This window comes from Pseudomonas sp. CP4 (assembly GCF_047758505.1).
Taxonomy (GTDB): domain Bacteria; phylum Pseudomonadota; class Gammaproteobacteria; order Pseudomonadales; family Pseudomonadaceae; genus Aquipseudomonas; species Aquipseudomonas fluorescens_AO.
On sequence record NZ_CP180489.1, the window covers coordinates 1,759,998 to 1,785,543 of the forward strand.

Below are 25,546 nucleotides of genomic sequence, written 5' to 3' on the forward strand. Positions count from 1 at the left end.
GGGATTTATCCCCGTTGGGTTGCGAAGCGACCCTAGACTCTGCGATCCGAACCGCGACTGCTGCGCAGCCGAGCGGGGATAAATCCCCTCGCCACAAGATTACTACCCGGGGAAAATCCCCTTGCCACAAAAGTACTACCCGGCAATAAAGCTGACCCGCACCTTCAACCCCGCCTGCTCGCCATCATGCAGGGTAATCTGCGCCAGATGCGCACGGCAGATCTCGCCGACAATCGCCAGTCCCAGGCCTGAACCGGCGACCTGCTGATTACGCCGGTAAAATCGCTCGAACACCCGATCACGCTCGTGCAGCGGAATCCCCGGCCCGTCGTCCTCAACCTCAAGCACCGCCGGCGCCGTGACCCGCAAAATCACATTGCCGCCCGGCGGCGTATGCGCCAGCGCGTTGTCGACCAGATTGCTCAGCAGTTCATTGAGCAGGGTCGGTTCGCCACGCAACCACACTGGCTCGTCCGCCTCCAATGCCAACGCTACGCCACGCTTGTGCGCCAACGGCGCCATGGCCATGCCCAGTTCACGGGCCAACTGACTCAGATCGAGCAACTGCGCGCCGCCCTCGGCAATCGCCCGTGCACCGTTTTCGACGCGGGCCAGCGACAGCAGCTGATTGGCCAGGTGCGTCAGGCGATCGGTGCTTTGTGCCGACGATTCGAGGGTGGTGCGCCAGGTTTCCGGCTCGTTCGAGCGCAGGCCCAGTTCCAGCCGCGCCTTCAGTGCCGCCAGCGGTGTGCGCAATTCGTGAGCGGCATCGGCGATGAACTGCGCCTGCCGTTCGAACTGGCCGCGCAGGCGCTCGGTGAAATGGTTGAGCGCGCGCACCAATGGCCCGAGTTCATGCTGCACTTCCACCAGCGGCAGTGGCCGCAAGTCGTCGGGCTGGCGCTCTTCCACTGCGGTGCGCAAGCGTTCCAGCGGGCGCAGCGCCGCACTCACCGCGAACCACACCAGCAACAACGCGCCCACGGCCAGCATGCCCAGACGTAGCAAAGTATCCGCCGCCAGACTGCGCGCCATGCTGACCCGCGCTTCGTCGGTTTCGGCCACGCGGATTTCCGCCATGCCGTTCATGTTCGGCTCGCTCACGGCTTTGAGCAGGCTGACCACGCGTACGTTCTGGCCGTTGTACTTCGCGTTATAAAAACGTGCCAGCGCCGGATAGCTGTCGGTGCGTGGCGTGCCGGGCGGCGGTCCGGGCAGATTTTCGTAGCCGGAAATCAGCTTCTGGTGAATGTCGTTGACCTGGTAATAGATGCGCCCGGCGCTGTCATAGGCGAAGGTATCCAGCGCCACATAAGGCACGTCGGCGCTGAGGCTGCCATCGCGCTGCGACAATCCCGCCGCAATAGTCCGTGCCGAGGCCAGCAGCGTGCGGTCATAGGCGGTGTCGGCAGCTTCGCGACCGTTCCAGTAAGCACTCAAGCCACTGGCGAGCATCAGCACCACCAACAACCATCCCAGGTTCCACAGCAAGCGCCAGCGCAGGCTGCTGGGCTTATGCATCGCGGCTTTCCAGCAGATAGCCGAGGCCACGGAAGGTCACGATAGCCACGGGCTGGCCGTCGAGTTTCTTGCGCAAGCGGTGCACGTAGATTTCGATGGCGTCGGGGCTGGCTTCTTCGTCGAGGCCGAACACCTGCGCGGCCAGTTGTTCTTTGCTCATCACTCGCCCCGGCCGCGCAATCAATGCTTCGAGGACGGCTTGCTCGCGCGAGGTCAGGGTCAGCAGTTCTTCGCCGAGGGTGAAGCGACGCGTATCGAGGTCGTAAGCCAGTACGCCACAGCGCTGCTGACGCTCGCCGCCGAGGACACTGCGGCGCAACAGGGCTTTGACCCGTGCCTCCAGCTCGGTGAGTTCGAACGGTTTGGCCAGGTAATCGTCAGCGCCAAGGTTGAGGCCATGCACGCGATCTTTCACATCGCTGCGCGCGGTCAGCATCAACACTGGCAGGTTCTTGCCGCGAGCGCGCAGCCGCGCGAGCACCTCGAAACCGTCCATGCGCGGCAGGCCGACATCGAGGATCGCCACGGCGTATTCCTCACTGCTCAATGCCAGGTCGGCGGCCACGCCATCGTGCAACACGTCCACCGTCAGACCGGTGCTCTTGAGCGCCTGAGCCACGCTTTCGGCCAGTTGCAAATGGTCTTCGACGAGCAGGACACGCATGGATTTGTACCTCGTTCAGGGTTGGCCGACGCCGCGCTTTGCCGCGGAGTTTACAGCCGCAACCGCCGCTGTGAAGCCCGAAAACCGTGAAAGACAACTGAAAGGTTGCTGAAAGGTTAGCCGGTTAGAGTCGGCTCACGGACAGTTTCGACTGTCGCGCTGCTGCCACACAGCGCAACGAAAAACGCCATGAAGCGTTTTCGACCCATAAGAACAATAACGGAGTACCCCAGCATGCCTTCCATGCGCACCAAGGCTGTAATGCCTGCTCGCCTTGCTCGATTCCAGAATTGCACTGTCGGTTTCTCACCGCGGTCCTGTTTCCCCTCCGTTGTTTCAATGCTTGCGCTCCCGCCGCGAGAAAACTGCGCCTGCCGCTAAGCTTTAGCGTTGCCCGTTGATCATTCAGTCCATCCATAACAACAACTCCTCTGGAGACTCAAATGAACGTATCACTGCGTAAAGTCGCTCTCGCCGCTGGCGCGATGCTGTTCGCCGGCCAACTCATGGCCGAGCCGAAACGCCCGGAATGCATCGCTCCTGCCTCCCCCGGCGGCGGTTTCGACCTGACCTGCAAACTGGTGCAGAGCGCCCTGGTCAACCAGAAGCTGCTGAGCAAGCCGATGCGCGTCACCTACATGCCCGGCGGTGTCGGCGCGGTGGCGTACAACGCGGTGGTCGCGCAACGTCCGGCGGATGCCGGCACGCTGGTCGCATGGTCGAGCGGTTCGCTGTTGAACCTGGCGCAGGGCAAGTTCGGTCGCTTTGATGAAACCAACGTGCGCTGGCTCGCGGCGGTTGGCACCAGCTACGGCGCCATCGCAGTGAAAAGCGATTCGCCCTACAAGACTCTGGACGATCTCGTTCAAGCCCTGAAGAAAGATCCAGGCTCGGTAGTCATCGGCTCCGGCGGCACCGTCGGCAGTCAGGACTGGATGCAAACCGCACTGATCGCCAAGGCTGCCGGGATCAACCCGCGCGAGCTGCGTTACGTGGCACTCGAAGGCGGCGGTGAAATCGCCACGGCCCTGCTCGGTGGTCACATCCAGGTCGGCAGTACCGACATCTCCGACTCCATGCCGCACATCCAGAGCGGTGACATGCGTCTGCTCGCGGTGTTCGCCGACAAGCGTCTCGACGAGCCGGAAATGAAAGACATCCCGACCGCTCGCGAGCAAGGCTACGACATCGTCTGGCCAGTGGTGCGGGGCTTCTACCTCGGGCCGAAAGTCAGCGACGAAGACTACGCCTGGTGGAAAGACGCGTTCGACAAACTGCTGGCTTCCGACGAGTTCGCCAAGCTGCGCGATCAGCGTGAGCTGTTCCCGTTCGCCATGACCGGCCCGGAACTGGACACCTACGTGAAGAAGCAGGTCGCCGACTACAAAGTGCTGGCCAAAGAGTTCGGCCTGATCCAGTGATCGTCTCTGTCTAGTGGCTGCGTCTCCTACGCGGGGACGCAGCCCAGGAGCTCCCATGCTAATTCAACGCATTTTCGCCTCGGTGTTGCTGCTGGTGTGTGCCGGCCTGGCACTGATGGCGTGGCCGTACCAAGCGGCCTTTTCCTACGAACCGGTCGGCCCGCGCGCCTTCCCGCTGCTGATGCTCGGCCTGATGGGCCTGGCGCTGCTGTACATGGTGTTTCGTCCGGCACCGATCAAACACAGTGAAGACGAGCCGCCGCTGGACCGCGAAACCCTGACCAAGATTGCTATCTGCGTGGCGCTGTTGCTGGTGTTCGCTGGCACCTTCGAACCCCTTGGTTTCATCGTGGCCAGCATTCTTACCGGCGTACCGATGGCGCGTCTCTACGGCGGCCGCTGGCTGCCGAGCGTGGTGATCATCAGCCTGATGGCGGTTGGTCTCTATCTGCTGTTCGATCGCTTGATGGATGTTCCGCTGCCCCTCGGCCTGCTCAGCGTCCTGGAGAACTGATATGGATACCCTTGGCTATTTGGGTCAGGGCTTCGGCGTCGCGCTGAGCCCGTACAACCTGGTGACCGCACTGTGCGGCACCCTGATCGGCACCGTCGTCGGCCTGTTGCCGGGCCTCGGTCCGATCAACGGCGTGGCGCTGCTGATCCCGATCGCGTTCGCCCTCGGCCTGCCGCCGGAGTCGGCGCTGATTCTGCTCGCGGCGGTGTATCTGGGCTGCGAATACGGCGGCCGGATCAGTTCGATCCTGCTGAACATTCCGGGCGAAGCCTCAACTGTAATGACCACCCTCGACGGCTATCCGATGGCCCGTAAAGGTATGGCCGGTGTGGCACTGTCGCTGTCGGCGTGGAGTTCGTTCATCGGCGCATTCATCGCCACTTGCGGCATGGTGCTGTTTGCGCCGCTGCTGGCGAAATGGGCGATTGCCTTCGGACCGGCGGAATACTTCGTGTTGATGGTGTTCGCGATTGTCTGTCTCGGCGGCATGGCCGGTGATCGACCGTTGAAGACCTTTATTGCGGCACTGATCGGTCTGTTCCTTTCCACCGTCGGCATCGACGCCAACAGCGGCGTGTACCGTTTCACCGGCGACAACATTCACCTGACCGACGGCATCCAGTTCGTCGTGCTGGTGCTGGGTCTGTTTTCCATCAGCGAAATCCTCCTGCTGCTGGAAAAAACCCACCACGGCCAGGAAGCGGTAAAAGCCACCGGCCGGATGATGTTCAACTTCAAGGAAGCGGCGTCGGTGTTCGTCGTCAACGTCCGCTGCGGTGTGCTCGGTTTCATCATGGGCGTCCTGCCCGGTGCCGGCGCAACGCTCGCCAGTGCCGTGGCCTACATGACCGAGAAGCGTATCGCCGGCACCAGCGGCAAATTCGGTGAGGGCGATCCCCGTGGTCTGGCCGCGCCGGAAACCGCGATCGGCGGCGCGGCGTGCGGCGCTCTCGTTCCGATGCTGACCCTCGGCGTTCCGGGTTCGGGCACCACGGCGGTGATGATCGGCGCGCTGTCGCTGTACAACATCACTCCGGGTCCACTGCTGTTCCAACAGCAGCCCGACATCGTCTGGGGCCTGATCGCGTCGTTGTTCATCGCCAACGTCATGCTGGTGATCCTCAACATCCCGATGATCCGCGTATTCACCCGCATCCTCGCCGTGCCGAACTGGGCGCTGGTGCCGATCATCGCGATCATCACCGGAATCGGCGTTTACGCGGTGCACGCGACCACCTTCGATCTGTTCCTGATGATCGGTATCGGCATCTTCGGTTACATCCTGCGCAAGCTGGATTTCCCGCTGTCGCCGCTGCTGCTGGGCTTTATCCTTGGTGGCCTGATGGAGCAGAACCTGCGTCGCGCCCTGTCGATCTCCAACGGTGCGCTGGAGATTCTCTGGTCGAGCCCGATCACCTTCGGTTGCTGGATCCTCACCGCGATCATGCTGCTGATGCCGCTGATTCGCATCTGGCGCAAGCGTTCGGCTGCGCGGCGCGCCATCGCCGATGTCTGATCGCGCTTCCCTGAAAGCCTGGTGGGGCACCCCGCTGGTCGGTCTGCTTGGCGGTTTCATCGCCAGCCAGATCGGCTGGCCGCTACCGTGGATGGTCGGCTCGTTGCTGGCGATCATCCTCGTGCGCTGCCTGACCCCGTGGCAACTGGCGGAAATCCTTGGCGGGCGCAAGTGCGGACAGTGGATCGTCGGCATCGGTATCGGCCTGCACTTCACCCCGCTGGTGATGGAACAGGTGCTCAGTCATTTCGGTTTGATCTTCTTCGGTGCGCTGGTCACCAGCCTGTCGGCGGTATTCGGCGTGTGGCTGATGCGCCGCACCGGCGAGGACCGTGCCACGGCATTTTTCTCGAGCATGCCCGGTGGTTCCGGGGAGATGGTCAACCTCGGCGCGCGCAATGGCGCCCGGCTCAGCCATGTTGCGGCCGGGCAGAGTCTGCGGGTACTGGTGGTGGTGTTGTGCGTGCCGGCGGCGTTCAAGTATCTGCTCGGTGACGGCACGCCGATTTCTCACGCCGGCAGCGTCGATTGGCGCTGGCTGGCGATTCTTTTCCCAGCGGGCGCCCTGCTCGCCTGGCTCTGGCAGCGTTTGCGCCAACCCAATCCATGGCTGTTCGGGCCGTTGCTGGTCAGTGCGGCGGTGAGCATTACGTGGGATTTGCACATCGGTTTGCCCAATGGCGGCAGTCAGATCGGCCAATGGCTGATCGGCAGCGGTCTGGGCTGTCACTTCAATCGCCAGTTCTTCCGCCACGCCCCATCCTTCATGGGCCGGACTTTGATCGGCACGGCACTGACCATGTTGATCGCGTCACTGGCCGCGTTGGGCTTGAGTGCGCTGACCCATCTGGATTTGCGTTCGCTGACCCTTGGGATGATGCCCGGCGGGATTGCCGAGATGAGTTTGACGGCGGAGACCCTGCAATTGTCGGTGCCACTGGTAACGGCGATGCAGGTGATGCGGCTGTTGTTTGTGCTGTTTCTGGCGGAGCCGTTGTTCAGGTACTGGAATCGTATTCCAGAGTCCTGACTAACTGATCGTTCCCACGCTCTGCGTGGGAATGCCTCAATGGACGCTCCGCGTCCGCTTTGGGACGCAGAGCGTCCCGGGCTGCATTCCTTTGCTGCGCGTGGGAATGATCTCAGGCGAGAGGTGGCAAGCGCCAATCGATCGGCATCTCGCCATTCTGTTCGAGAAACTTGTTGGTCCGGCTGAAGTGACCACAACCCAAAAATCCGCGATAGGCCGACAACGGCGATGGATGCACCGAGGTCAGCACCAGATGCTTGGTCGCGTCGATCAGCTTCTGCTTGCTCTGCGCATGGGCGCCCCAAAGCATGAATACCAGATGCGGCTGCTTTTCGCTGACCACTTCAATGATGCGGTCGGTGAAGTGTTGCCAGCCCTTGTCCTTGTGCGCGTTGGCGTTGGCGCGCTCGACGGTCATGGTGGTGTTGAGCAGCAGCACACCCTGTTCGGCCCAGCTCTGCAGGTAGCCGTGGTTGGGAATGTCGATATTGAGGTCGCGCTTCAGCTCTTTATAGATGTTGACCAGCGACGGCGGCGCCGGCACGCCCGGTTGCACCGAAAAGCACAGACCGTGGGCCTGGCCCGGGCCGTGATACGGATCCTGGCCGAGGATCACCACTTTCACCTGGTCCAGCGGCGTGGAGTTCAAAGCGTTGAAAATCATCGGTCCCGGCGGATATATCTCCTTGCCGGCTGCCCGCTCCTGCTGCAGAAAGTTGCGCAACTCTGCCATGTACGGCTGGTCGAACTCAGCACGCAGTGCCTCCTTCCAGCTCGGTTCGAGTTTGATACGGTCGTCAGCAGTCATGGTCATTTCCGGCAAAAACAATGGGGCGAACCCTAGGAAAGCCGACCACGCTTGTCAATTGATCTGACGCAGATCCGGCACTTTCCCCCATAGCGATCATACTGATCGCTCAAATTCCCGATCGAGGTCACGATGAATCTGCACTTCGAAGAACTTACCGGCACCGACGGCGCCCGCATCGGCATCGCCAGCCTGGATGCCGAAAAATCGCTGAATGCCCTGTCCCTGCCGATGATCAACGCCCTCAGCGACAAATTGAACGCCTGGGCCAATGACCCGCAAGTCGTCTGCGTGCTGCTGCGCGGCAACGGCGCCAAAGCCTTCTGCGCCGGTGGCGAAGTGCGCAGCCTGGTCGAAGCCTGCCGTGCTCACCCCGGCGAAGTCCCGCCGCTGGCCGCGCAATTTTTCAGCGCGGAATATCGCCTCGATTACAGCCTGCATACCTATCCGAAACCGCTGATCTGCTGGGGGCACGGTTACGTGCTGGGCGGCGGTATGGGCCTGTTGCAAGGCGCGAGCACGCGGATCGTCACGCCGAGCAGCCGTCTGGCGATGCCGGAAATCACCATAGGTCTGTATCCGGACGTTGGCGCCAGCTGGTTTCTTGCTCGGTTGCCGGGCAAGCTCGGCTTGTTTCTCGGCCTGACCGGCGCGCATATCAACGGCCGTGATGCGCTGGATCTGGACTTGGCCGACCGTTTCCTGCTCGACGAACAGCAACCGCAATTGATCGAAGGCTTGTTGCAATTGAACTGGCAGGAACAGACCGCGATGCAGCTCAACAGTCTGCTCAAGGCGCTGCAGCAGGAGGCTCTTGAGCAAATGCCCGAAGCGCAGTGGCTGCCGCGTCGCCAGCAGATCGACGAACTGCTCGACGTCAGCGACGTCACCTGTGCGTGGAAAGCCATCAGCCTGCACCGCGACAGCAGCGATCCGTTGTTCGCCCGCGCGGCGAAAACCATGGCCGAGGGCTCGCCGCTGACCGCGCATCTGGTCTGGGAACAGATCAGCCGCGCGCGGCACATGTCGCTGGCCGAAGTATTCCAGATGGAATACACCCTGAGCCTCAATTGCTGTCGCCACCCGGAATTCAGCGAAGGCGTGCGCGCGCGGTTGATCGACAAGGATCAGAAGCCACACTGGCATTGGCCGGATATCAATAACGTGCCGGATGCGGTGGTCGAGGCGCATTTTCACAAGGTTTGGGAGGGGCGGCATCCGTTGGCCGATCTGACCCAGTATTGAGGTGACGCGAGGCCCGCGATGGCGACTGGATTGCCATCGCGGGCCGGCTCAATCGGTCGTCTTGTCAGACATTCAGCTCGTAGAACTCAATGATTTCCTTCATCGCCCGCTGCGCTTCATCGTCGCCCTTTATCAAAATATCCTCGACATCCCTCAGTGGCGGAAGCGGGTGCAGACGTTCGGCAATTTGCGTCGCGCTGTAGTCCTGAGTCGCTGTTCCTTCGCTGACTCTTATGAAGCCAATAGCGCTTTCACCAGCGGCAAAATGACTGGAAACCCGGATTTTCGGCGCCATGCCGTAATCCACCACGATCACCAGATCATCGCGCTCACGGTGAAACTTCAGGTTGTCGATCGTCAGCCTGCGCTCGGAAAAATCGATCCCGTCCAGGCCGCCTCCGTTGTTGATGATCACGTCTCGGCCGAGGCCATCGTATCGGTAGATATCATTTCCAGCGCCGCCCGCCAGCGTGTCATCACCCGGCCCACCCAGCAGCAGATCATCACCGGGGCTGCCCGTGAGCACATCATCCCCCTGCATACCTCGGATCTCTCCCGCCCCGGTTATCGTGTCATTGCCACGACCGCCGACTAATGGAAGTGCTCGTCCGTCTCGCAAGGAAGTTGAACGGGTGGGATTGTTGACGATGACGCCCGCATGAAAAATCTCGGGCGCAGGTCCCAGCTGACTCGATTCCAGTAGCTGCTTCAAACTTGCGACCGACCCATCGGCGAACTTTACGAGCTCAATACCGGCGCCCTCAAGTTCACCGTTGTGGGGCAAGACGATGCGGACTTTTTGCGTCCCGCCCCATTGGATATCGAGTGTCGAATGAAGCATTTTCGCTCTCGGCGGGTTGCGGTAAGCCCCGCGACTCAAGTTGGGCTCCAGCTCGACATGGGTGGTTTCTATCAGCGCAGCACCCCAGCTCAATTGCAGTGCATCGCGCTGCGCGCCTGCGGGAAGGACGACCGTGTCCTGATCAATCGAACCGTACTCGTCTTTCCACCCCGCTACGCCAACTTCTGCTCGGTGGAAAACAGGGTTGAGCACGTCCGCAATCGTGGTTGTCGCTCCGGCATGCGCTTGCACGATGTAGGTGTCGGCGCCGTCTTCGCCGTAGAGCCAGTCATCACCCGAGCCGCTGAGCAGATAGTCGGCGCCCTCGGAGCCCAGCAAGGTATCGTCACCTGCCCCGGCGGATAAAAACGCGCCCGGTGCTCTGTCGCCGACAGTGCCGTAGTCAAGTGGGGAGCCTGCATAAGCGACGATCAGATCGTCTCCCGCGCCGCCGTGGAAAACGTTTTCCACTTCGACGTTGACTCGCCCGCCGGCATCGTTGCCATGGACGATTTTGCGTTTGATCTTTTCAGTCGTGACATCCCAGCGAAACGCCTTGGGCACTGTTGCGCCCGAACTGAAGCTTGCCGCCGGATAGACGTACCAGCCCTCAAGCGCGCCGGATTGCTGTCGGTCTTCAACCAATACATCGCCGGTATTGAATGAAAACCCGTTGGCCGAGCCGGATCGATAATAGCGAGGTGCCTGGCTTGAGGAAGGCATTGCTCCCTCGGCTTTCACCGGTTTATGTTCGACACGGGTTGTGGTGTTCGACTGCCTCTCACTGATCACGGCTTGCCCGGCATCAGCCTTCATCCATGGCGGCGTTTCAGACAGTGCCCCGGCCCCGATGCTGTCATCGTTCAGTTCGGCGTGAGTGGTGTAGCCGGTGGCGCTGGTGGAGATATGACTGCGAACCCAGACGCCTTGATCGTTCAAGGTAAAACCTGTGGCGAGTTTGCGGGCAGAGCGTTTTGACTTGAGTTGCGCGAGGAATTGATCGGTCCAGTTGACCGTTTGAACAGATGCCACCGGGGCTTGCGCCGCAGCGGTTACATCGTCTGGCTTAACCGGATCCTCAACTTTGCCTTCCTGGGTTCCTGTGGCGGCTACAACTTCCGATACGGGTGATTCGGGCACCTCTATCGGCGGCAATGTTTTGCGCAGGACATCTGTGTAATCAAGTGCCACGCCGTCGCTGAAACTGAATGTGGAATCCTTCCACATCTGGTGATTCTTGATGTGTATCGCATCGCCCGTGCCATTGGCCAGTCGCAACACCGTACCGACGGCAGCTTCGATAACGTCGGCTTTCAGACTTTGCGCGGAGAAACCTGCGCCGAACCTGACAACGTTGCGGCCACCCGAGTCGTTGACAACATCCAGCCCGTCGCCAGTGCCGAAATAGTAGATGTCAGCACCCTCCAGCCCGTCCAACACGTCGTGACCGGGACCGCCATCAAACACGTTATCGCCAGAATCGCCGCGCAGGTAGTCCGTCCCTTCCCCGCCCAGCAAGGTGTCGTTGCCAGCGCCTCCGAGCAGCGTGTCGTTGCCTGAACCACCGTCCAGATAATCGGCGTTGTGCTCGGCCTCAGCGCTGTTTTCGTAATCGCCGGCCAGGATGTCGTCACCCGCGCCGCCGTACAGCGTGTCCGCACCGAAACCACCCTGTAACGTATCGTTTCCTTCACCGCCCTGAAGCAAATCATCATTGATGCCGCCCGGCTGCAGGTCAGACACGTCACCATCGAGGAAATCAGCTCCCGCCCCACCCAGCAGCGTATCCGCGCCGCCCATGCCTCGCAGGGTGTCATCCCCCGCACCGCCATCAAGAAAGTCGTTACCCTGATAACGAACCGGATGCTCGGGGCTATCGCCAATCAGATCATCATTGCCTTCGCCGCCGAAGAGCAAATCATCGCCACCGCCGCCCCAGAGCTTGTCATCGCCGGGGCCACCGTCCAGCAGATCATCGCCAAAAAAATGCGCGGCATCGCCTTCGACGCCGTCCAGTACGCCGTCATCACCCTGCAAGATGTCGTTGCCAGGGCCGCCATACAAAGCGTCGCTGCCACCGTTACCGCCGAGTGAATCATCACCACTGCCGCCGTCCAGCATATCGTTGCCATGGTGTTTGCTGGGTAGACCACCGCCCCAATCGAGGTTGTCGCCGAGCATTACGTCGTTGCCGCTGCCACCGGCCAGGGTGTCGTTACCTTGATCGCCTTTGAGAAAATCGTCGTCAGCTCCGCCGTCAAGCAGGTCCTCACCCCAGCCGCCGTTGATAATATCCTTGCCGCCCTGCCCGTACAGCACGTCGTCAGCGCCCTCGGGCGCGCTGTTTATCGAGGCCTTTGAATAGACCGCTCGGTGACTGGTCACACCGCGAGCAATCGTGACGGCAGCGCGCTTGACCGCCCAACCTTGTTCCAGCGCACCGGTGGTTTCGTCCCCGGATAACACATCATCGCCAGCACCGCCGATCAGGGTATCCCGGTCATTGCCACCGAGCAGAACGTCTCGCGATGCCGTACCGATAAGCAAATCGTCACCTTGCCCGCCGTCGAGCCAGTCACCGCGATTCGCCTTGCCCTTGGCGTCACCGTCGGCCATGGCCTTTTCGATTGTCGTCTGCTTGTCGCCGAATAATCGATCGTCTCCAGCCTTGCCGAACAATCGATCGGAGCCGCCCAAGCCGAGAATGACGTCGTCTGCGGCGGAGCCGTAAAGTACGTCGGCCTTGTTGCGGTGTTTGACCTTGGGCAGCAGCACCGCGTTGCCCATCTCATCAAAGGAGGGCTGATCGCCAGGGACGGTGGGATCGGCGTCTTTGGCTTTCCAGTCGCCCTGAAGCGTCAAATCCGCAGCAGTGAGCGGCTGCCCCTCATATTCAGGGAGGCGGATGCCAAGCATCCCGGCCTGGAAGTTTTTGATCACCACCAGATCGCCCTCGCCGTATTTGATGTTGAGGGTGTTTTCAACAAGCGTCAGGGTGATGGACCGATCCTCGGTAGACCAGATATTGCTCAGAGGCGCGCGGCGTTTGAGTGCGGGAATCGGTGCGCCGTTGATCCACAGCTGCCCATCGGCGTTGGCCTCAAGAATCTCGTCGAGGCCATCGCCGCTGGAAAACTCATAGCGGTCACTGCCCTCGCCTCCGATCAGGGAGTCGTTACCCTTTCCTCCGATCAGAACATCGTCACCGGCCATTCCGTACAACCCATCATTGCCGTCACCTCCGGTAAGCGAGTCGTTACCGCGACCGCCTTCAATGACATCGTGGCCGGCCATCCCATCGATGGAGTCATTGCCCTCGCCGCCATACAGATGATCGGCATTGGCGCCACCGGCGAAAGATCGCCCACCGTCGTCACCGAACAGGGCCAGCGGGTTCAACACACCGGTGGTCATCGGCGCCTGTTTGCCTGAGGCGAGATCGGAGTAGGAAAACTGCTGCAGCGAGTGTTCGCCAAACGAGCCCTGGGTTCGGGCAATCAACCGCGCCAGCATTTGCGCTCGATCCGCCAGCCACGGCGCGGTGATGACGCCTTCGCCAGTGTGCGGATCGTAAAGTTCAAGGTTGCGGTCGGGATAAGCGTCGGCTCGTTCTATGACGACTTCACTGAGTTGCTGCAAAGAGTTGCGCAACGCCAGACCGAGCGGCGTCGCCTCGCCTGCCAGTTTCGCCCATGCATTGGCATTGCCGAACTCGCCTATTGTCCGGGTGACGATGCTTTGCGACTGCTCTGGGGAAAATGCCGAAAAGAATGCGTAAGCGTTGCTGGCGAAGGTTTCGTTGGTGGTGGGTGTGGCAGCAGAATCGCCGTCGTAAGTGCGCTTGAACATGTCGAAAAATTCGTTCTGGCCGTAGCGCAAGATCAGCTCGACCACGGCGGCAACAGGCGTGCCTTTCACTACATGCTGAATCAGCGGATTCACACTGCCACTGGCCAGCGCGATATTGATTTGCTCCGGCACCACTGAAAGCAGACTTTGCAGTGGATTGATGCCGAAATTATTGATGGCCGCTCGCAGGCCGACGCTGTAGGCGTCGATGGCGAAGAGAATGTTTTTATAGTCGTCGAGCCGGTTGGGCTTTGCCTGAGTAGGTGGGCCGTCATCCTCCGCATCCGGGTCGCCCGCAGAGATCAGTCTCCACGTTTCATAGGGAGGTTTACCGCCCAGCAGGCTGAATCCGACTGTTCCAGACCAGCCGGCATTGCGTTTCACGGCGGTATCGTCCTCCCCGCAAACCTCCTTGAACAGCGCCTCGCCAATCGCGCTGGCGTCGATTTCAGCGATCTGGCTGATTGACGGAACCGTCCATGGCGCCAGTTGACCGGCAAGGGATCCGTTGATCAGGGTATTGATGAAGTTGACGGCAACCTGGTTGGATGAAAGCTGCATCAGGTCTTCACTGAATATTCTATTCAGTCTGAGTTCACCCTGGCGTGAGGTGTAACCACGAATCAGGGCAGAGTAGGCACCGTTTCCACCGTTGGCATCAATGGCCACGGCTAGCCAGAGTCTGGCGCTTTTCAGCACCTCTCCAGCCTCTTTATCGACAGCGAAAACCTCAGAAACTTTTTCGCCAATAATATCGAACAGCTTTTGATACAGAGGAGCGCAGCTCGCCCCTGCTAATTCCAGTGCAATGTACTCCACACCCTCAGAATTTAACGTCATGCCTTTGCAACTATTTGCCGCATTGAAAATTTCCGATTTTTCCATATCGTTAAAAACATAACTCATTGTTACTTCCTTGTAATAACAGAGCGTGAAAGATAATCACTGAGATACTTGAGCATCTCAGGTGCTTCGCGTAATGACGACAGACCAAGTCCTACACTACCGTGCCCTCCAGCGAAGTCGAAGTTATCCAGATTGATCGTGCAGAAGAAATTTAATTTGCCGAAATCCAGATTCTCCAATTCAGCCCTACCAAAACTTGCCAGCTTTTTGTCAGTCAGTTGCTCTTCGGAAGCCGGGCGAATCAAGCCGTCACACTTGATCAGCCGAGGGGTTCCGTCTCGCCGCGGCCAACCTGCAATGACAAAATTTCGTACGGATGACACATTCTTGAAATGCGGTGGCGGAGCATTCAGCCAAACTTCCAGCCCCGGATAATTCTTTAGTTTCACAATCAACTCATCCGGCCAGTTGACGTGCCGATAACCCCGCTCATGGGGCTCGGTAGTTTCTTTTCTAGTAAAAAGCCCGGCATTCAATTTATAGAGCCGCCAGCTTTCGGGGATCGGTTCCGGGCGCTGATTCTGGTGCCGGTGCAGTCCCGTCCCGGTCCACCAGAAAAGCCCCTTCAGAGCAATGGCCAGACACGCTTTCTTGTTCACCATCTCCGGCATGCCAACGTAAAACTCAGGGACTAGCGTCTTATCTATATAGGCGCCGCCTAATATCGGCACTTGCTGCATGCTCGCCAGTTTTTTCTGACAAGCTTTCTCGTCTGCCTGGTGAATAGCCGCCGACGCCGCGGATTGTTCTTTGCGAATATAAAATTCCGCTACGCAATAACAGACATAAAAGAACAATCCATACTTCAATAACCTTTTAAACCACCTGATCGCCTGCTTACGCGACTTCCTGGACATTTCAAACCTCCCGCTCAAACTGCGGAACGGTTGGTATGTCGTTATGTCCGGATATCGCGTTTGCAAAAACCTCAAAGTATTGGCTCACGCCCGATTCCACACTGAACCGACCTGCCGTCAACTTCGCGGCGCTGGCAAGACCATCGTACTCACCTGCCGACTGCAAAACCTTGCTTACACTGCTGGCAATTCCTTGATGGTCGAAGAAATCCACCAACATGCCATTAGCCCCATCGACAATGACTTCCCTTACCGGAGCCGTATCCGACGCAACAACCACACAACCGGACGCCATCGCCTCCAGTAACGACCACGACAAGACAAACGGATACGTCAAATAAACATGGACTTTGGAACATGCGAGAACCGCGCGGTAAGTCTGGTAAGGAAGTTTCCCTGTGAAATGCACGCTGGAGTGATCGAAACTGACCTCTGCCTCCATCCTGCTGCGCCAATCCGGATACCCGACCGGCTTACTCCCGTAACTGACACCATCACCGCCAACCACGATGATCTGCGCATCGGGGCACTCTGCCTGAATAAGCGGGATCGCTCGCATGAAACTGTGAAAGCCGCGATAAGGCTCGAGGTTTCTGGCGACATAGGTGACGATCGGCTGTCCGGCTTTGAGCTCGATTCCATTGGGCAATCTGACTGCCGCGACTTTCGCCAGGTCAGAACGTTGAATCACACCTTCGTGAACTACCCGGATTGCCGACTGGTAAGCAGCCGGAAACAGGCTGCGCTGCCACTGCGTAGGCGCAATCGCGGCATCACAGTGTTCAAGATTCAACAGATGCAGCGAGTTGAGCACTCGCAGCCGTGACGACTCCGTTGTGGCTCGGCGGAATTCAGGGTCGAACCCGCAATCGGCGCCCTGCGCTCGATAGTAATACTCGCAATAGTGAATCAGCGGCGTATCGGGATAGACGTCCTTGGCGAACAGCGTTTCTCCCCATCCGGGATGAGCAAGAATGACATCTGGCTGATAACCCGAACGCTTCAGCCTGCTCAGAATTTCGAAGACCTTCTGCCCATCAATTACCGCTTGTTCGTATCGGATCAGATAGGGGTGAATATTGCCGGGCGCTCGGCTGGTCGCTCGATAGCGATGGGTGTTCACACCGTCGACGCCCGGTGCCGTGTCCCGGCCTATCGCCACGACCTCATCACCGCGGTCCAGTGCTGCCAGCACCACATGACGGAACTGACCGGGAAAATTTTGATGAATAACCAGTAGCTTCATAGCGCTGAACGTCCATTTTTCGCCGCTATCGAGCTGAGGATTGCTCGCCTCGTTCGGCATCCACGAACGCTAACAAACACCACGAAATGAAACTGTAGGACGCTTCCGGGATTGCCTTGGGAGACGGCCCACGGAACACGTTTTCGACAGGCAAAAAAAAGCGGCGCTTGATGCGCCGCTTGTTCGTTGCGGTGATTTACCAGCGGTTGCCACGGCCGTTGTAGTCACGGCGACCGCTGTGACGATCATAGTTGCCGCGGCCCCGGTGGTCATTGTCCCAACCGCCGCGACGGTGGCCGTCCCAGCGTCCGCGATCGTTGCCGTGCCAGCGACGGCTTTCGTAATAACGCGGGGCCGGTTGATAGTGCCGCGGCGCCTGGTAATAACGCGGTTGCTGGTAGTACCGCGGCGCTGGCTGGTAGTAGCGCGGCTGAGTGTAATAAGTGCCGCCGCTGCGGTAATAGGAGCCGCCACCGCTGTAATAGGCCGGTGCGGGTGATGTGTAGACCTCTGACCTGTAGTAGCTGTCTCCATAGGAATAAGGAACGCATCCGCCAAGGGAAAAAAGCATCACGGCAAGCAGTACGATTCGGCGATACATGGCGGCCTCCTGGACCGCGGGTTGGCCACACCAGCGACGCTGGCAGGCGACCGTCAGCAATTGCGTGACTGTCGAAGAATCAGACAGCGGTTTCAGAATCTGGTGCGTTCCTGCAACAAGTTGAAACAAGTGATTATGAAATCTTGTTTATCCGCAAAATCAGCGACCCGTGAAGCGTAAACGCGCTGCATGACGGTGCAACCGCGCACCACCACGATGCGCTATAGCTCCCCCAGCTTCCCTCGGCAATCCAGCAGATCCCCGCCGCAGAGGCCTCGGCGCGACTTGGCACGTCTCTCGCTTTAGCAAACCTGTGCAGGAGTCATCACAGGTTCGCGGCACCACAATTTGCAATGGCTGACTAGGGTTCCGGCTCGCAAGCGCGAGTGGCTGGTCCGAGAGTTGGCGACCTCCAGTTGAGGTTACACGGCGGGACAAAAGCCCGGGAGACAAGCCACCGTTCGCGGTGCCGCGTTGCCTTCCTGTCCGCCCTCGATCAACTGGAGAATCCGCAATGATCCGACTACGTTTCCCCGCCCTGCTCGCCGCCGCCTTCGCCGCGCTCATCAGCACGCAATCTTCCGCTGCCCAGAAAGACCACTTCAGCGTGTGCTGGACGATCTACGCCGGCTGGATGCCATGGGAATACGCCGGCAGCCAGGGCATCGTCGACAAATGGGCGAAGAAATACGGGATCAAGATCGACGTCGTGCAGCTCAACGACTACGTCGAATCGATCAACCAGTACACCGCCGGCCAGTTCGACGGCTGCACCATGACCAACATGGATGCGCTGACCATTCCCGCTGCCGGCGGCGTTGACAGCACCGCGTTGATCGTCAGCGATTTCTCCAATGGCAACGACGGCATCGTGCTCAAAGGCGAAGGTAAAAAAGTCGCCGATCTGAAAGGCATGGACGTCAATCTGGTCGAGCTGTCGGTCTCGCATTACCTGCTGGCTCGCGCGCTGGACTCGGTGGACCTGACCGAGAAAGACCTGAAAGTGGTCAACACCTCCGACGCCGACATTGCCGCCGCGTTCAACACCGACGAAGTCAACGCCGTGACCACCTGGAACCCGATGCTCTCGGATATCAAGGCCAAACCCGGCGTCACCGAAGTGTTCAATTCCAGCCAGATTCCGGGCGAGATCATGGACATGATGGTGGTCAACAGCGCCACGCTCAAAGACAACCCGGCACTGGGCAAAGCGCTGACCGGGGCGTGGTTCGAAGTGGTCGCTTTGATGAACGCGAAAAATGCCGCGAGCAAAGCCGCACTGGAACACATGGCCAAGGCCTCTGGCACCGATCTCGCAGGCTTCCAGGCGCAACTGGACACCACAAAGCTGTTCGCCACGCCGAGCGAAGCGCTGAATTTCGCCACCAGCAAACAACTGCCGGACACCATGCGCAAGGTCGCTGAGTTCTCCTTCGAGCACGGCCTGCTCGGCGAAGGCGCGAAGGACCCGAGCGCGGTCGGCATGTCTTTCGCCAACGGCGTGACCAGCGGCGACACCGCCAATCTCAAGCTGCGTTTCGATCCGACCTACGTGCAGATGGCCGCCGACGCCAAGCTGTAAGCCACAGAGGATTTGGCCATGCGCCTGATCAATCGCCACCCCGATCGCCCGAGTCGCCTGTTGCTGGTGATCCTGCCGTTCGCGCTTGTCCTGTTCGCCTACTTCACAGGCTCGGCCGAGCGCCTGGCGGACAACCCCAACGACAAACTGCTGCCCAGCGCCGTGCAGATGAGCGACGCGGTAAAACGCCTGGCCTTCAACGCCGACAGCCGCACCGGTGAATACCTGCTGTGGCAAGACACTGCGTCGAGTCTGCGCCGTTTGGTCATCGGCCTCGGCATCGCGGCGCTGGCGGGTCTTTGCCTCGGTATTGCGGCGGGCACCCTGCCGCTGTTCGGCGCGCCGTTGTCGCCGTTGCTGACGGTGCTGTCGATGGTGCCGCCGCTGGCGATCCTGCCGATTCTGTTCATCGTCTTCGGCCTGGGCGAGTTGTCGAAAGTCATGCTGATCGTCATCGGCATCACCCCGGCGCTGGCCCGGGATCTGGAACAGCGTGCCCGCGACATTCCGGTCGAACTGCTGATCAAGGCGCAGACCCTCGGTGCCTCGACCTGGACGCTGATGCTGCGCGTGGTCTTGCCGCAGCTGTTGCCGCGCTTGCTGATCTCGCTGCGCTTGATGCTCGGTTCGGCGTGGCTGTTCCTGATTGCCGCCGAAGCGATCGCCTCCACCGATGGCCTCGGCTACCGGATCTTTCTGGTGCGGCGCTACCTGGCGATGGATGTGATCCTGCCCTACGTGGTGTGGATCACCCTGCTCGCCTGGCTGATGGACTGGGGCTTGAAACAGCTGACCCAGCGCGCTTTCCCTTGGTACGAGGGAGCGGCGAAATGAGCTTCATCACAGTAAAAAACGTCTGGCAGCAGTACGCCGATCAAGTGGTGCTGGAAGGCTTGAACCTGAGCGTCAACGAAGGCGAGTTCTGCACCTTGGTCGGCGCCTCCGGTTGCGGCAAATCGACCTTCCTGCGCCTGCTGCTCGGCCAGGAAAGCGCCAGTCGCGGGGAGATTCTGCTCGACGGCCAGCCCTTGGCCAGCGAGCCGGATGCCAGCCGTGGCGTGGTCTTCCAACGCTACTCGGTGTTCCCGCACCTGAGCGTGCTCGACAACGTCGCCCTCGGTCTCGAATTGCCGCGCGCGCCCTTGCTTGGCCGGCTGTTTGGCAGCGCCAAACGCGAGGCCCGCGAGCAGGCTGCAGCCCTGCTGACAAAAGTCGGCCTCGGCCATGCGCTGGACAAGTACCCGGCACAGCTGTCCGGCGGCATGCAGCAACGCTTGGCCATCGCTCAGGCGCTAATCATGAAGCCGCGCGTGTTGCTGCTCGACGAGCCCTTCGGCGCGCTGGATCCGGGCATCCGCAAAGACATGCACGCGCTGCTGCTGGAGCTGTGGCGCGAGACGCAACTGACGGTGTTCATGGTCACCCACGACCTGTCCGAAGGCTTCAGCCTCGGCACGCGCCTGCTGGTGTTCGACAAGGTGCGCCTCGACCCGCACGCCCCCGGCGCCTATGGCGCCCGCATCACCTACGACATCCCGTTGAACAGCGACCGCCGCGCCCAGCGCGCCGCCGTCGAGGCCCTGCCGCTACCGCTGGCGGGCACCCTTCGCACTGCTTGAGAGGACTGCTCCAATGACTGATTCAATCCAACTCTTCCCACCCTTCGCTGAAGAACTGCTGCCGGGCGGCGGCCACCGTTCGTTCGTGCTCAAGCGCGGCCAATTGCTGCGTCTGACCGACCTGCGCGGCGGCGCCAATGTCAGCCTGACCTTGCTCAATGCCAATGAAAAAACCGAGCGGCTGAACCTGCCCGACAGCCTCAAATGCCAACACACCGCCAAGCTCACCGCCGGCCACTGCCTGTACTCGGACATGGGCCGCGTACTCGCCGCGATCAGCGCCGACACCTGCGGTTGGAGCGACAGCCTCGGCGGCGTGCTGTGCGCGCAAGAGGTCGCCGAAAAATACGGCCAGGGCCGCTATCAGGAATTGCGCAACGGCTTCTTTCGCAACGGCAACGACAACCTGCTGGTGGAACTCGGCAAGTGGGGCCTGGGCCTGTCCGACCTGCTGATGACCCTCAATCTGTTCAGCCGCGTGAACGTCGATGAGGCCGGGCATTTCCACTTCATCGAGGGCAATTCGAAGGCCGGCGACTACATCGAGTTATACGCGCCGATGGACACTTTGGTGGTGCTCACCGCCCTGCAACACCCGATGGACCCGTCCCCCGAATACGCCCCGAAACCCTTGAAGCTGAGCTGGATGAACGCCGACGCCAGCGTCGCCGAACATTGCCGCACTTCGCGCCCGGAAAACGAGCGCGGCTTCATCAACACCGACCGTTTGTTCGCCTGAGGATCGCTGCCATGTCACTCGCAATCGCCACTTCGCACAAGCAAGCCGACAGCGCGATCTACCGCGCGACCATTCCCGCCGGCGAGCCCTGGCTGATGGAAGTCAAGGCCGGGCAGACCCTGCGCATCCTCGATCTGGAAGGCAATCAGGCCGTCGACACCTTGTTCTACAGCCTCGCCAACCCGAAGGAACGCTACGACGTGCAACGCACCTTGCGCCGACAGAACAGCGTCTACCTGAGCACCGGCAGCGTGCTGTATTCCAACCTCGGCCAGCCGATGCTGACCATCGTTGCCGACACCTGTGGGCGCCACGACACCCTCGGCGGCGCCTGCGCGCAAGAGAGCAACACCGTGCGCTACGCCCTGGAAAAACGCTACATGCACAGCTGCCGCGACAACTACCTGCGCGCCTGCGCCCACGACGGCCGATTGAGCAAGAGCGACATCGGGCCGAACATCAATTTCTTCATGAACGTGCCAGTAACGGCGGATGGCGGGCTGACCTTCGAGGACGGTATTTCGGCGCCGGGCAAGTACGTTGATTTGCGCGCGGAGATGGACGTCATCGTGCTGATTTCCAACTGTCCGCAGTTGAACAACCCGTGCAATGCCTACAACCCGACCCCGGCGGAGTTGCTGGTATGGAACTGACCATGAGCCGTTTACGCCGTTGGCTTTTTGCCCTGTGCCAGGCGCGTTCCGGGCAGTGTCTGAAAGCTTCAAGGCACTGATAGTCCTGTGGGAGCTGGCTTGCCAGCGATTGCGGTGTTTCAGTCACCAACAATGTTGGATGTGCCGACCTCATCGCTGGCAAGCCAGCTCCCACAGGGGGTTTGTGGTGGGTTGGAGTGAAGTGTGTTTTTTCCATCCGGGACGGCCCGGATGTCTGTCGAAAAACAGCGGGACGGCCCGCTCCCCCTTCAGGGGTTATGCCATGTTCGAAAAAATCCTGATCGCCAACCGTGGCGCGATTGCCTGTCGCATCCTGCGCACGATCAACGTGCTGAAGGCCCAAGGCGTCGCCGTGTACTCCGAAGCCGATGCTGCCAGCCTGCACAGCTCCCAGGCCGCTGAAGCGCACAGCCTCGGCGAAGGCGCGGCGTCCGTGACCTATCTGGCGGTCGACAAAATCCTCAAGATCGCCAAACAAACCGGCGCCACGGCGATTCATCCCGGCTACGGGTTTCTCTCCGAGAACGCAGCGTTCGCCGAAGCCTGCGAAGCGCAGGGCATCGCCTTCATCGGACCGACGCCGGAGCAATTGCGGGTGTTCGGCCTCAAGCACACTGCTCGCGCATTGGCCAAACAGCACGGCGTACCCATGCTCGAAGGCACCGACCTGCTCGACAGCCTCGATTGCGCGCTGAGCGCCGCCGAACAGGTCGGCTACCCGGTAATGCTGAAAAGCACCGCTGGCGGTGGTGGCATCGGCATGCGCGTGTGCCGCAGCGCCAATGAATTGAGCGAATCATTCGAAGCGGTGAAACGCCTCGGCCAGAACAACTTCAGCGACGCTGGGGTGTTCATCGAGAAGTACATCGAACGCGCGCGGCATCTGGAAGTGCAGGTATTCGGCGACGGCTGCGGTGAAGTCATCGCTCTCGGCGTGCGCGACTGCTCGGTGCAGCGGCGCAACCAGAAAGTCCTCGAAGAAACCCCGGCGCCGAGCCTGCCCGAAGGCATGGCCGATGAGCTGTGCGCGGCGGCGATCAAACTGGCGCGAGCGGTGAATTACCGCAGCGCCGGCACCGTCGAATTCGTCTTCGACAGCGAGGCTCAGCGTTTTTATTTCCTTGAAGTGAACACGCGGCTGCAGGTCGAGCACGGCGTCACTGAACAAGTGTGGGATGTGGACCTGGTGCGCTGGATGATCGAGCTGGCCGCCGGTGATCTGCCACCGCTGCGCGAGTTGTATCAAGGTCTGGAACCGCAGGGCCATGCAATTCAGGCACGTCTGTACGCGGAAGATCCGGGGCGTGATTTCCAGCCGAGCCCGGGCCTGCTGACCGCTGTGCAGTTTCCGCCTGCCAACGGCGTTGAGTTGCGCATCGACACCTGGGTCGAGGCCGGTGTGGAAATCCCGCCGTATTTCGATCCGATGATTGCCAAGCTCATCGCTTGGGCGCCGAGTCGCGAACAGGCTCGCGCTCAATTGCATCAGGCACTGGGCGATAGCCTGCTGTACGGCGTGGAAACCAACCGCGACTATCTGCGGCAGATTCTGCTCGATACTCCATTCGCCAGCGGTCAGCCGTGGACCCGTTGTCTGGAAAATCTGCTGTATCACGCCAACACCTTCGAAGTGCTCAGCGCCGGCACGCAGACCAGCGTGCAGGACTACCCCGGCCGCCTCGGTTACTGGGCCGTCGGCGTGCCGCCCTCGGGACCGATGGATAGCCGAGCGCTGCGTTTGGGCAATCGTCTGCTCGGCAATGAACAAGGCGCCGCCGCACTGGAAATCACCATGAGCGGGCCGATCCTGCGTTTCAATTGTGATGCCGTGGTCGCAGTCACTGGCGCGCCGATTGCCCTTACGCTTGACGCTGAACCGGTGCCGATGAACACCGCGCTGCTGATCCCGGCCGGCGCTACATTGCAACTGGGCAGCATCAGCGGCGCCGGCGCGCGCAGTTATCTGTGTCTGCGCGGCGGCCTGCAGGTGCCGGATTATCTGGGCAGCAAAAGTACCTTCACTCTCGGCCAGTTTGGCGGGCATGGCGGTCGCGCGTTGAGGGCCGGTGACGTCTTGCATGTGCCGGCATTGACCGAGCGCAGCGCCGGCCAGCAACTGGCCGAACAGCACATCACTGCGCTGCCGAGCGTGCGCCAGATCCGGGTGATCTACGGCCCCCACGGCGCGCCGGAATACTTCAGCGAAAACTACATTGCCACGTTCTTCGCAACCCAGTGGGAAGTGCACTTCAATTCCAGCCGCACCGGCGTGCGCCTGATCGGGCCGAAGCCTGAGTGGGTGCGTGAGGATGGCGGTGAAGCGGGTCTGCATCCGTCGAACATCCATGACAATCCGTATGCGATTGGTGCGGTGGATTTCACTGGCGACATGCCGGTGATCCTCGGCCCGGATGGCCCGAGCCTGGGTGGGTTTGTCTGCCCGGTGACGGTGATCGAGGCGGATCTGTGGCAGTTGGGGCAGCTCAAGGCGGGTGATAAAATTCAGTTCATTCCCGTCGACCTCAAGGCCGCCCGCGATCTCGCCCTGAAATGGGATGCACCCTGTGGGAGCGAGCCTGCTCGCGAAAGCGTCGGCCCAGACAAATCGATATTGACTGACACGGCCTCTTCGCGAGCAGGCTCGCTCCCACAGGGTTTAGTGTCGCCTGTGGTGCTGGCGTTGGGTCAAGGCGATCAGCGACTGGTTGCACGGGTTTCTGGCGACACTCATCTACTGCTGGAAATCGGCGCGCCGGAGCTTGATCTGGTCCTGCGCTTTCGCGCCCACGCGCTAATGCAGGCGCTGGAAAGCAAAGCCCTGCATGGCGTGATCGACCTCACCCCGGGCATTCGCTCGCTGCAAGTGCACTACCAGCCGGAGCAACTGCCGTTGGCCGATCTGCTCGGCATCATCGTCGGCGAATGGGACGCGGTGTGCGCCGCAAAAGATCTGCAAGTGCCGTCGCGCATCGTGCACTTGCCGCTGTCGTGGGACGACCCGGCCTGCCAGTTGGCGATCGAGAAATACATGACCACCGTGCGCAAGGACGCGCCGTGGTGCCCGAGCAATCTGGAATTCATCCGGCGCATCAACGACCTGCCGAATCTCGACGAAGTGCAGCGCACGGTGTTCGATGCGAGCTATCTGGTGATGGGCCTTGGCGACGTTTACCTCGGCGCGCCGGTGGCCACGCCGCTCGATCCGCGCCATCGTCTGGTGACCACCAAGTACAACCCGGCACGCACCTGGACCGCCGAGAATTCGGTGGGCATCGGCGGCGCCTACCTGTGCGTGTACGGCATGGAAGGCCCGGGCGGTTATCAGTTTGTCGGGCGCACGCTACAAATGTGGAATCGCTATCGCGAAGTCGCCGCGTTCGATGGCAAACCGTGGCTGCTGCGCTTCTTCGATCAGATCCGCTTCTACCCGGTCAGCGCCGAAGAACTGCTGCGCATTCGCCGTGATTTCCCGCTGGGGCGCTTCGATCTGAACATCGAACACAGCCAGCTCAACCTCGCCGACTATCAGGCATTTCTCAGTCAGGAAGCCGAGGGCATCAGCGCTTTCCGTGCGCAACAACAGGGCGCGTTCAAGGCTGAACGCGAGCGCTGGATCGCCAGCGGCCAGGCGCATTTCGACAGTGAAGAAGCCGTGCCTGACGCCAGCGAAGAAGCTCCACTGCAAAACGGTGAACACAGCGTCGACAGCCACATCGCCGGCAATCTCTGGCAGGTGCAGGTCGCGGCCGGCCAGCGTGTCGCGGCGGGCGATGTGCTGGTGATTCTCGAGTCGATGAAGATGGAAATCCCGGTGCTCGCGCCGCTGGCCGGCGTGGTGCGAGAGATCCGCGTGCAACCCGGTTCGGCGGTGCGCGCCGGACAACGGGTGGTGGTGCTGGAACTCGACTGAAGC

Annotated in this window: 18 protein-coding genes and 1 riboswitch; of the genes, 11 read left to right on the forward strand and 7 right to left on the reverse strand. The window is 60.7% G+C overall.

Annotated elements, in window-relative coordinates; all coding sequences use genetic code 11:
• Nucleotides 1-135 precede the first annotated feature (135 nt).
• Both ACMYUN_RS07865 and ACMYUN_RS07870 read right to left on the reverse strand, forming a co-directional pair.
• On the reverse strand, nt 136-1,521 hold the full coding sequence (locus ACMYUN_RS07865) for a sensor histidine kinase (RefSeq protein WP_039760888.1): 1,386 nt from the start codon (nt 1,519-1,521) through the stop codon (nt 136-138).
• Nucleotides 1,514-2,185, reverse strand: a complete 672-nt coding sequence (locus ACMYUN_RS07870; protein ID WP_007898613.1) for a response regulator — start codon at nt 2,183-2,185, stop codon at nt 1,514-1,516. Before ACMYUN_RS07870 ends, ACMYUN_RS07865 begins: the two co-directional genes overlap by 8 nt.
• A gap of 443 nt (nt 2,186-2,628) precedes the next feature.
• On the opposite strand from ACMYUN_RS07870, the gene ACMYUN_RS07875 reads away from it, so the two are divergent.
• From ACMYUN_RS07875 to ACMYUN_RS07890, 4 genes are read left to right on the forward strand one after another with little or no spacing between them, the layout of a single operon-like run.
• Nucleotides 2,629-3,606: a Bug family tripartite tricarboxylate transporter substrate binding protein gene (locus ACMYUN_RS07875; protein ID WP_129998891.1), complete on the forward strand. Its 978-nt coding sequence runs from the start codon at nt 2,629-2,631 to the stop codon at nt 3,604-3,606.
• A gap of 55 nt (nt 3,607-3,661) precedes the next feature.
• On the forward strand, nt 3,662-4,120 hold the full coding sequence (locus tag ACMYUN_RS07880; RefSeq protein WP_415763400.1) for a tripartite tricarboxylate transporter TctB family protein: 459 nt from the start codon (nt 3,662-3,664) through the stop codon (nt 4,118-4,120).
• A gap of 1 nt (nt 4,121) precedes the next feature.
• On the forward strand, nt 4,122-5,636 hold the full coding sequence (locus ACMYUN_RS07885) for a tripartite tricarboxylate transporter permease (protein WP_101158465.1): 1,515 nt from the start codon (nt 4,122-4,124) through the stop codon (nt 5,634-5,636).
• Nucleotides 5,629-6,666: an AbrB family transcriptional regulator gene (locus ACMYUN_RS07890; protein WP_415763401.1), complete on the forward strand. Its 1,038-nt coding sequence runs from the start codon at nt 5,629-5,631 to the stop codon at nt 6,664-6,666. The genes ACMYUN_RS07885 and ACMYUN_RS07890 overlap by 8 nt, the downstream gene beginning before the upstream one ends.
• Nucleotides 6,667-6,778: 112 nt before the next feature.
• Here ACMYUN_RS07890 and ung read toward each other — a convergent pair whose 3' ends face one another.
• On the reverse strand, nt 6,779-7,474 hold the full coding sequence (ung, locus tag ACMYUN_RS07895) for a uracil-DNA glycosylase (RefSeq protein WP_415763402.1): 696 nt from the start codon (nt 7,472-7,474) through the stop codon (nt 6,779-6,781).
• Nucleotides 7,475-7,606: 132 nt separating this feature from the next.
• On the opposite strand from ung, the gene ACMYUN_RS07900 reads away from it, so the two are divergent.
• The gene (locus tag ACMYUN_RS07900; RefSeq protein ID WP_415763403.1) at nt 7,607-8,719 is read left to right on the forward strand and encodes an enoyl-CoA hydratase/isomerase family protein; all 1,113 of its coding nucleotides are present in this window, start codon (nt 7,607-7,609) and stop codon (nt 8,717-8,719) included.
• A gap of 64 nt (nt 8,720-8,783) precedes the next feature.
• Here the strand turns inward: ACMYUN_RS07900 and ACMYUN_RS07905 are convergent, their stop codons facing one another.
• The 4 genes from ACMYUN_RS07905 to ACMYUN_RS07920 all read right to left on the reverse strand — a co-directional run bounded on the left by ACMYUN_RS07905 (nt 8,784) and on the right by ACMYUN_RS07920 (nt 17,019).
• Entirely contained in the window at nt 8,784-14,315 is a 5,532-nt protein-coding gene (locus tag ACMYUN_RS07905; protein ID WP_415763404.1) for a calcium-binding protein, read from the reverse strand.
• A 2-nt stretch (nt 14,316-14,317) separates the two neighbouring features.
• Nucleotides 14,318-15,172: a hypothetical protein gene (locus ACMYUN_RS07910; protein ID WP_415763405.1), complete on the reverse strand. Its 855-nt coding sequence runs from the start codon at nt 15,170-15,172 to the stop codon at nt 14,318-14,320.
• 1 nt (nt 15,173) lies between these two features.
• Nucleotides 15,174-16,418 (reverse strand): glycosyltransferase family 4 protein, encoded by a 1,245-nt coding sequence (locus ACMYUN_RS07915; RefSeq protein WP_415763406.1) that lies wholly within the window; start codon nt 16,416-16,418, stop codon nt 15,174-15,176.
• Nucleotides 16,419-16,614: 196 nt separating this feature from the next.
• Complete coding sequence (locus tag ACMYUN_RS07920) at nt 16,615-17,019, reverse strand: hypothetical protein (protein WP_039760873.1); 405 nt, start codon at nt 17,017-17,019, stop codon at nt 16,615-16,617.
• A gap of 350 nt (nt 17,020-17,369) precedes the next feature.
• Nucleotides 17,370-17,470: riboswitch (guanidine-I (ykkC/yxkD leader) on the forward strand.
• Nucleotides 17,471-17,533: 63 nt separating this feature from the next.
• Between ACMYUN_RS07920 and ACMYUN_RS07925 the strand changes: the two genes are divergently transcribed.
• From ACMYUN_RS07925 to uca, 6 genes are all read left to right on the forward strand, one after another.
• Nucleotides 17,534-18,601, forward strand: a complete 1,068-nt coding sequence (locus ACMYUN_RS07925; protein ID WP_415763407.1) for a putative urea ABC transporter substrate-binding protein — start codon at nt 17,534-17,536, stop codon at nt 18,599-18,601.
• A gap of 18 nt (nt 18,602-18,619) precedes the next feature.
• On the forward strand, nt 18,620-19,435 hold the full coding sequence (locus ACMYUN_RS07930; RefSeq protein WP_415763408.1) for an ABC transporter permease: 816 nt from the start codon (nt 18,620-18,622) through the stop codon (nt 19,433-19,435).
• A complete protein-coding gene (locus ACMYUN_RS07935) occupies nt 19,432-20,220 on the forward strand; it encodes an ABC transporter ATP-binding protein (RefSeq protein WP_039760871.1) in 789 nt (262 codons plus the stop codon). The genes ACMYUN_RS07930 and ACMYUN_RS07935 overlap by 4 nt, the downstream gene beginning before the upstream one ends.
• A 13-nt stretch (nt 20,221-20,233) precedes the next feature.
• The gene (locus tag ACMYUN_RS07940) at nt 20,234-20,959 is read left to right on the forward strand and encodes an urea amidolyase associated protein UAAP1 (RefSeq protein WP_415763409.1); all 726 of its coding nucleotides are present in this window, start codon (nt 20,234-20,236) and stop codon (nt 20,957-20,959) included.
• Between the two features lie 11 nt (nt 20,960-20,970).
• A complete protein-coding gene (locus ACMYUN_RS07945) occupies nt 20,971-21,612 on the forward strand; it encodes an urea amidolyase associated protein UAAP2 (RefSeq protein ID WP_016771291.1) in 642 nt (213 codons plus the stop codon).
• 283 nt (nt 21,613-21,895) lie between these two features.
• Entirely contained in the window at nt 21,896-25,543 is a 3,648-nt protein-coding gene (uca, locus tag ACMYUN_RS07950; RefSeq protein ID WP_415763410.1) for an urea carboxylase, read from the forward strand.
• The last annotated feature ends 3 nt before the right edge of the window (nt 25,544-25,546 follow it).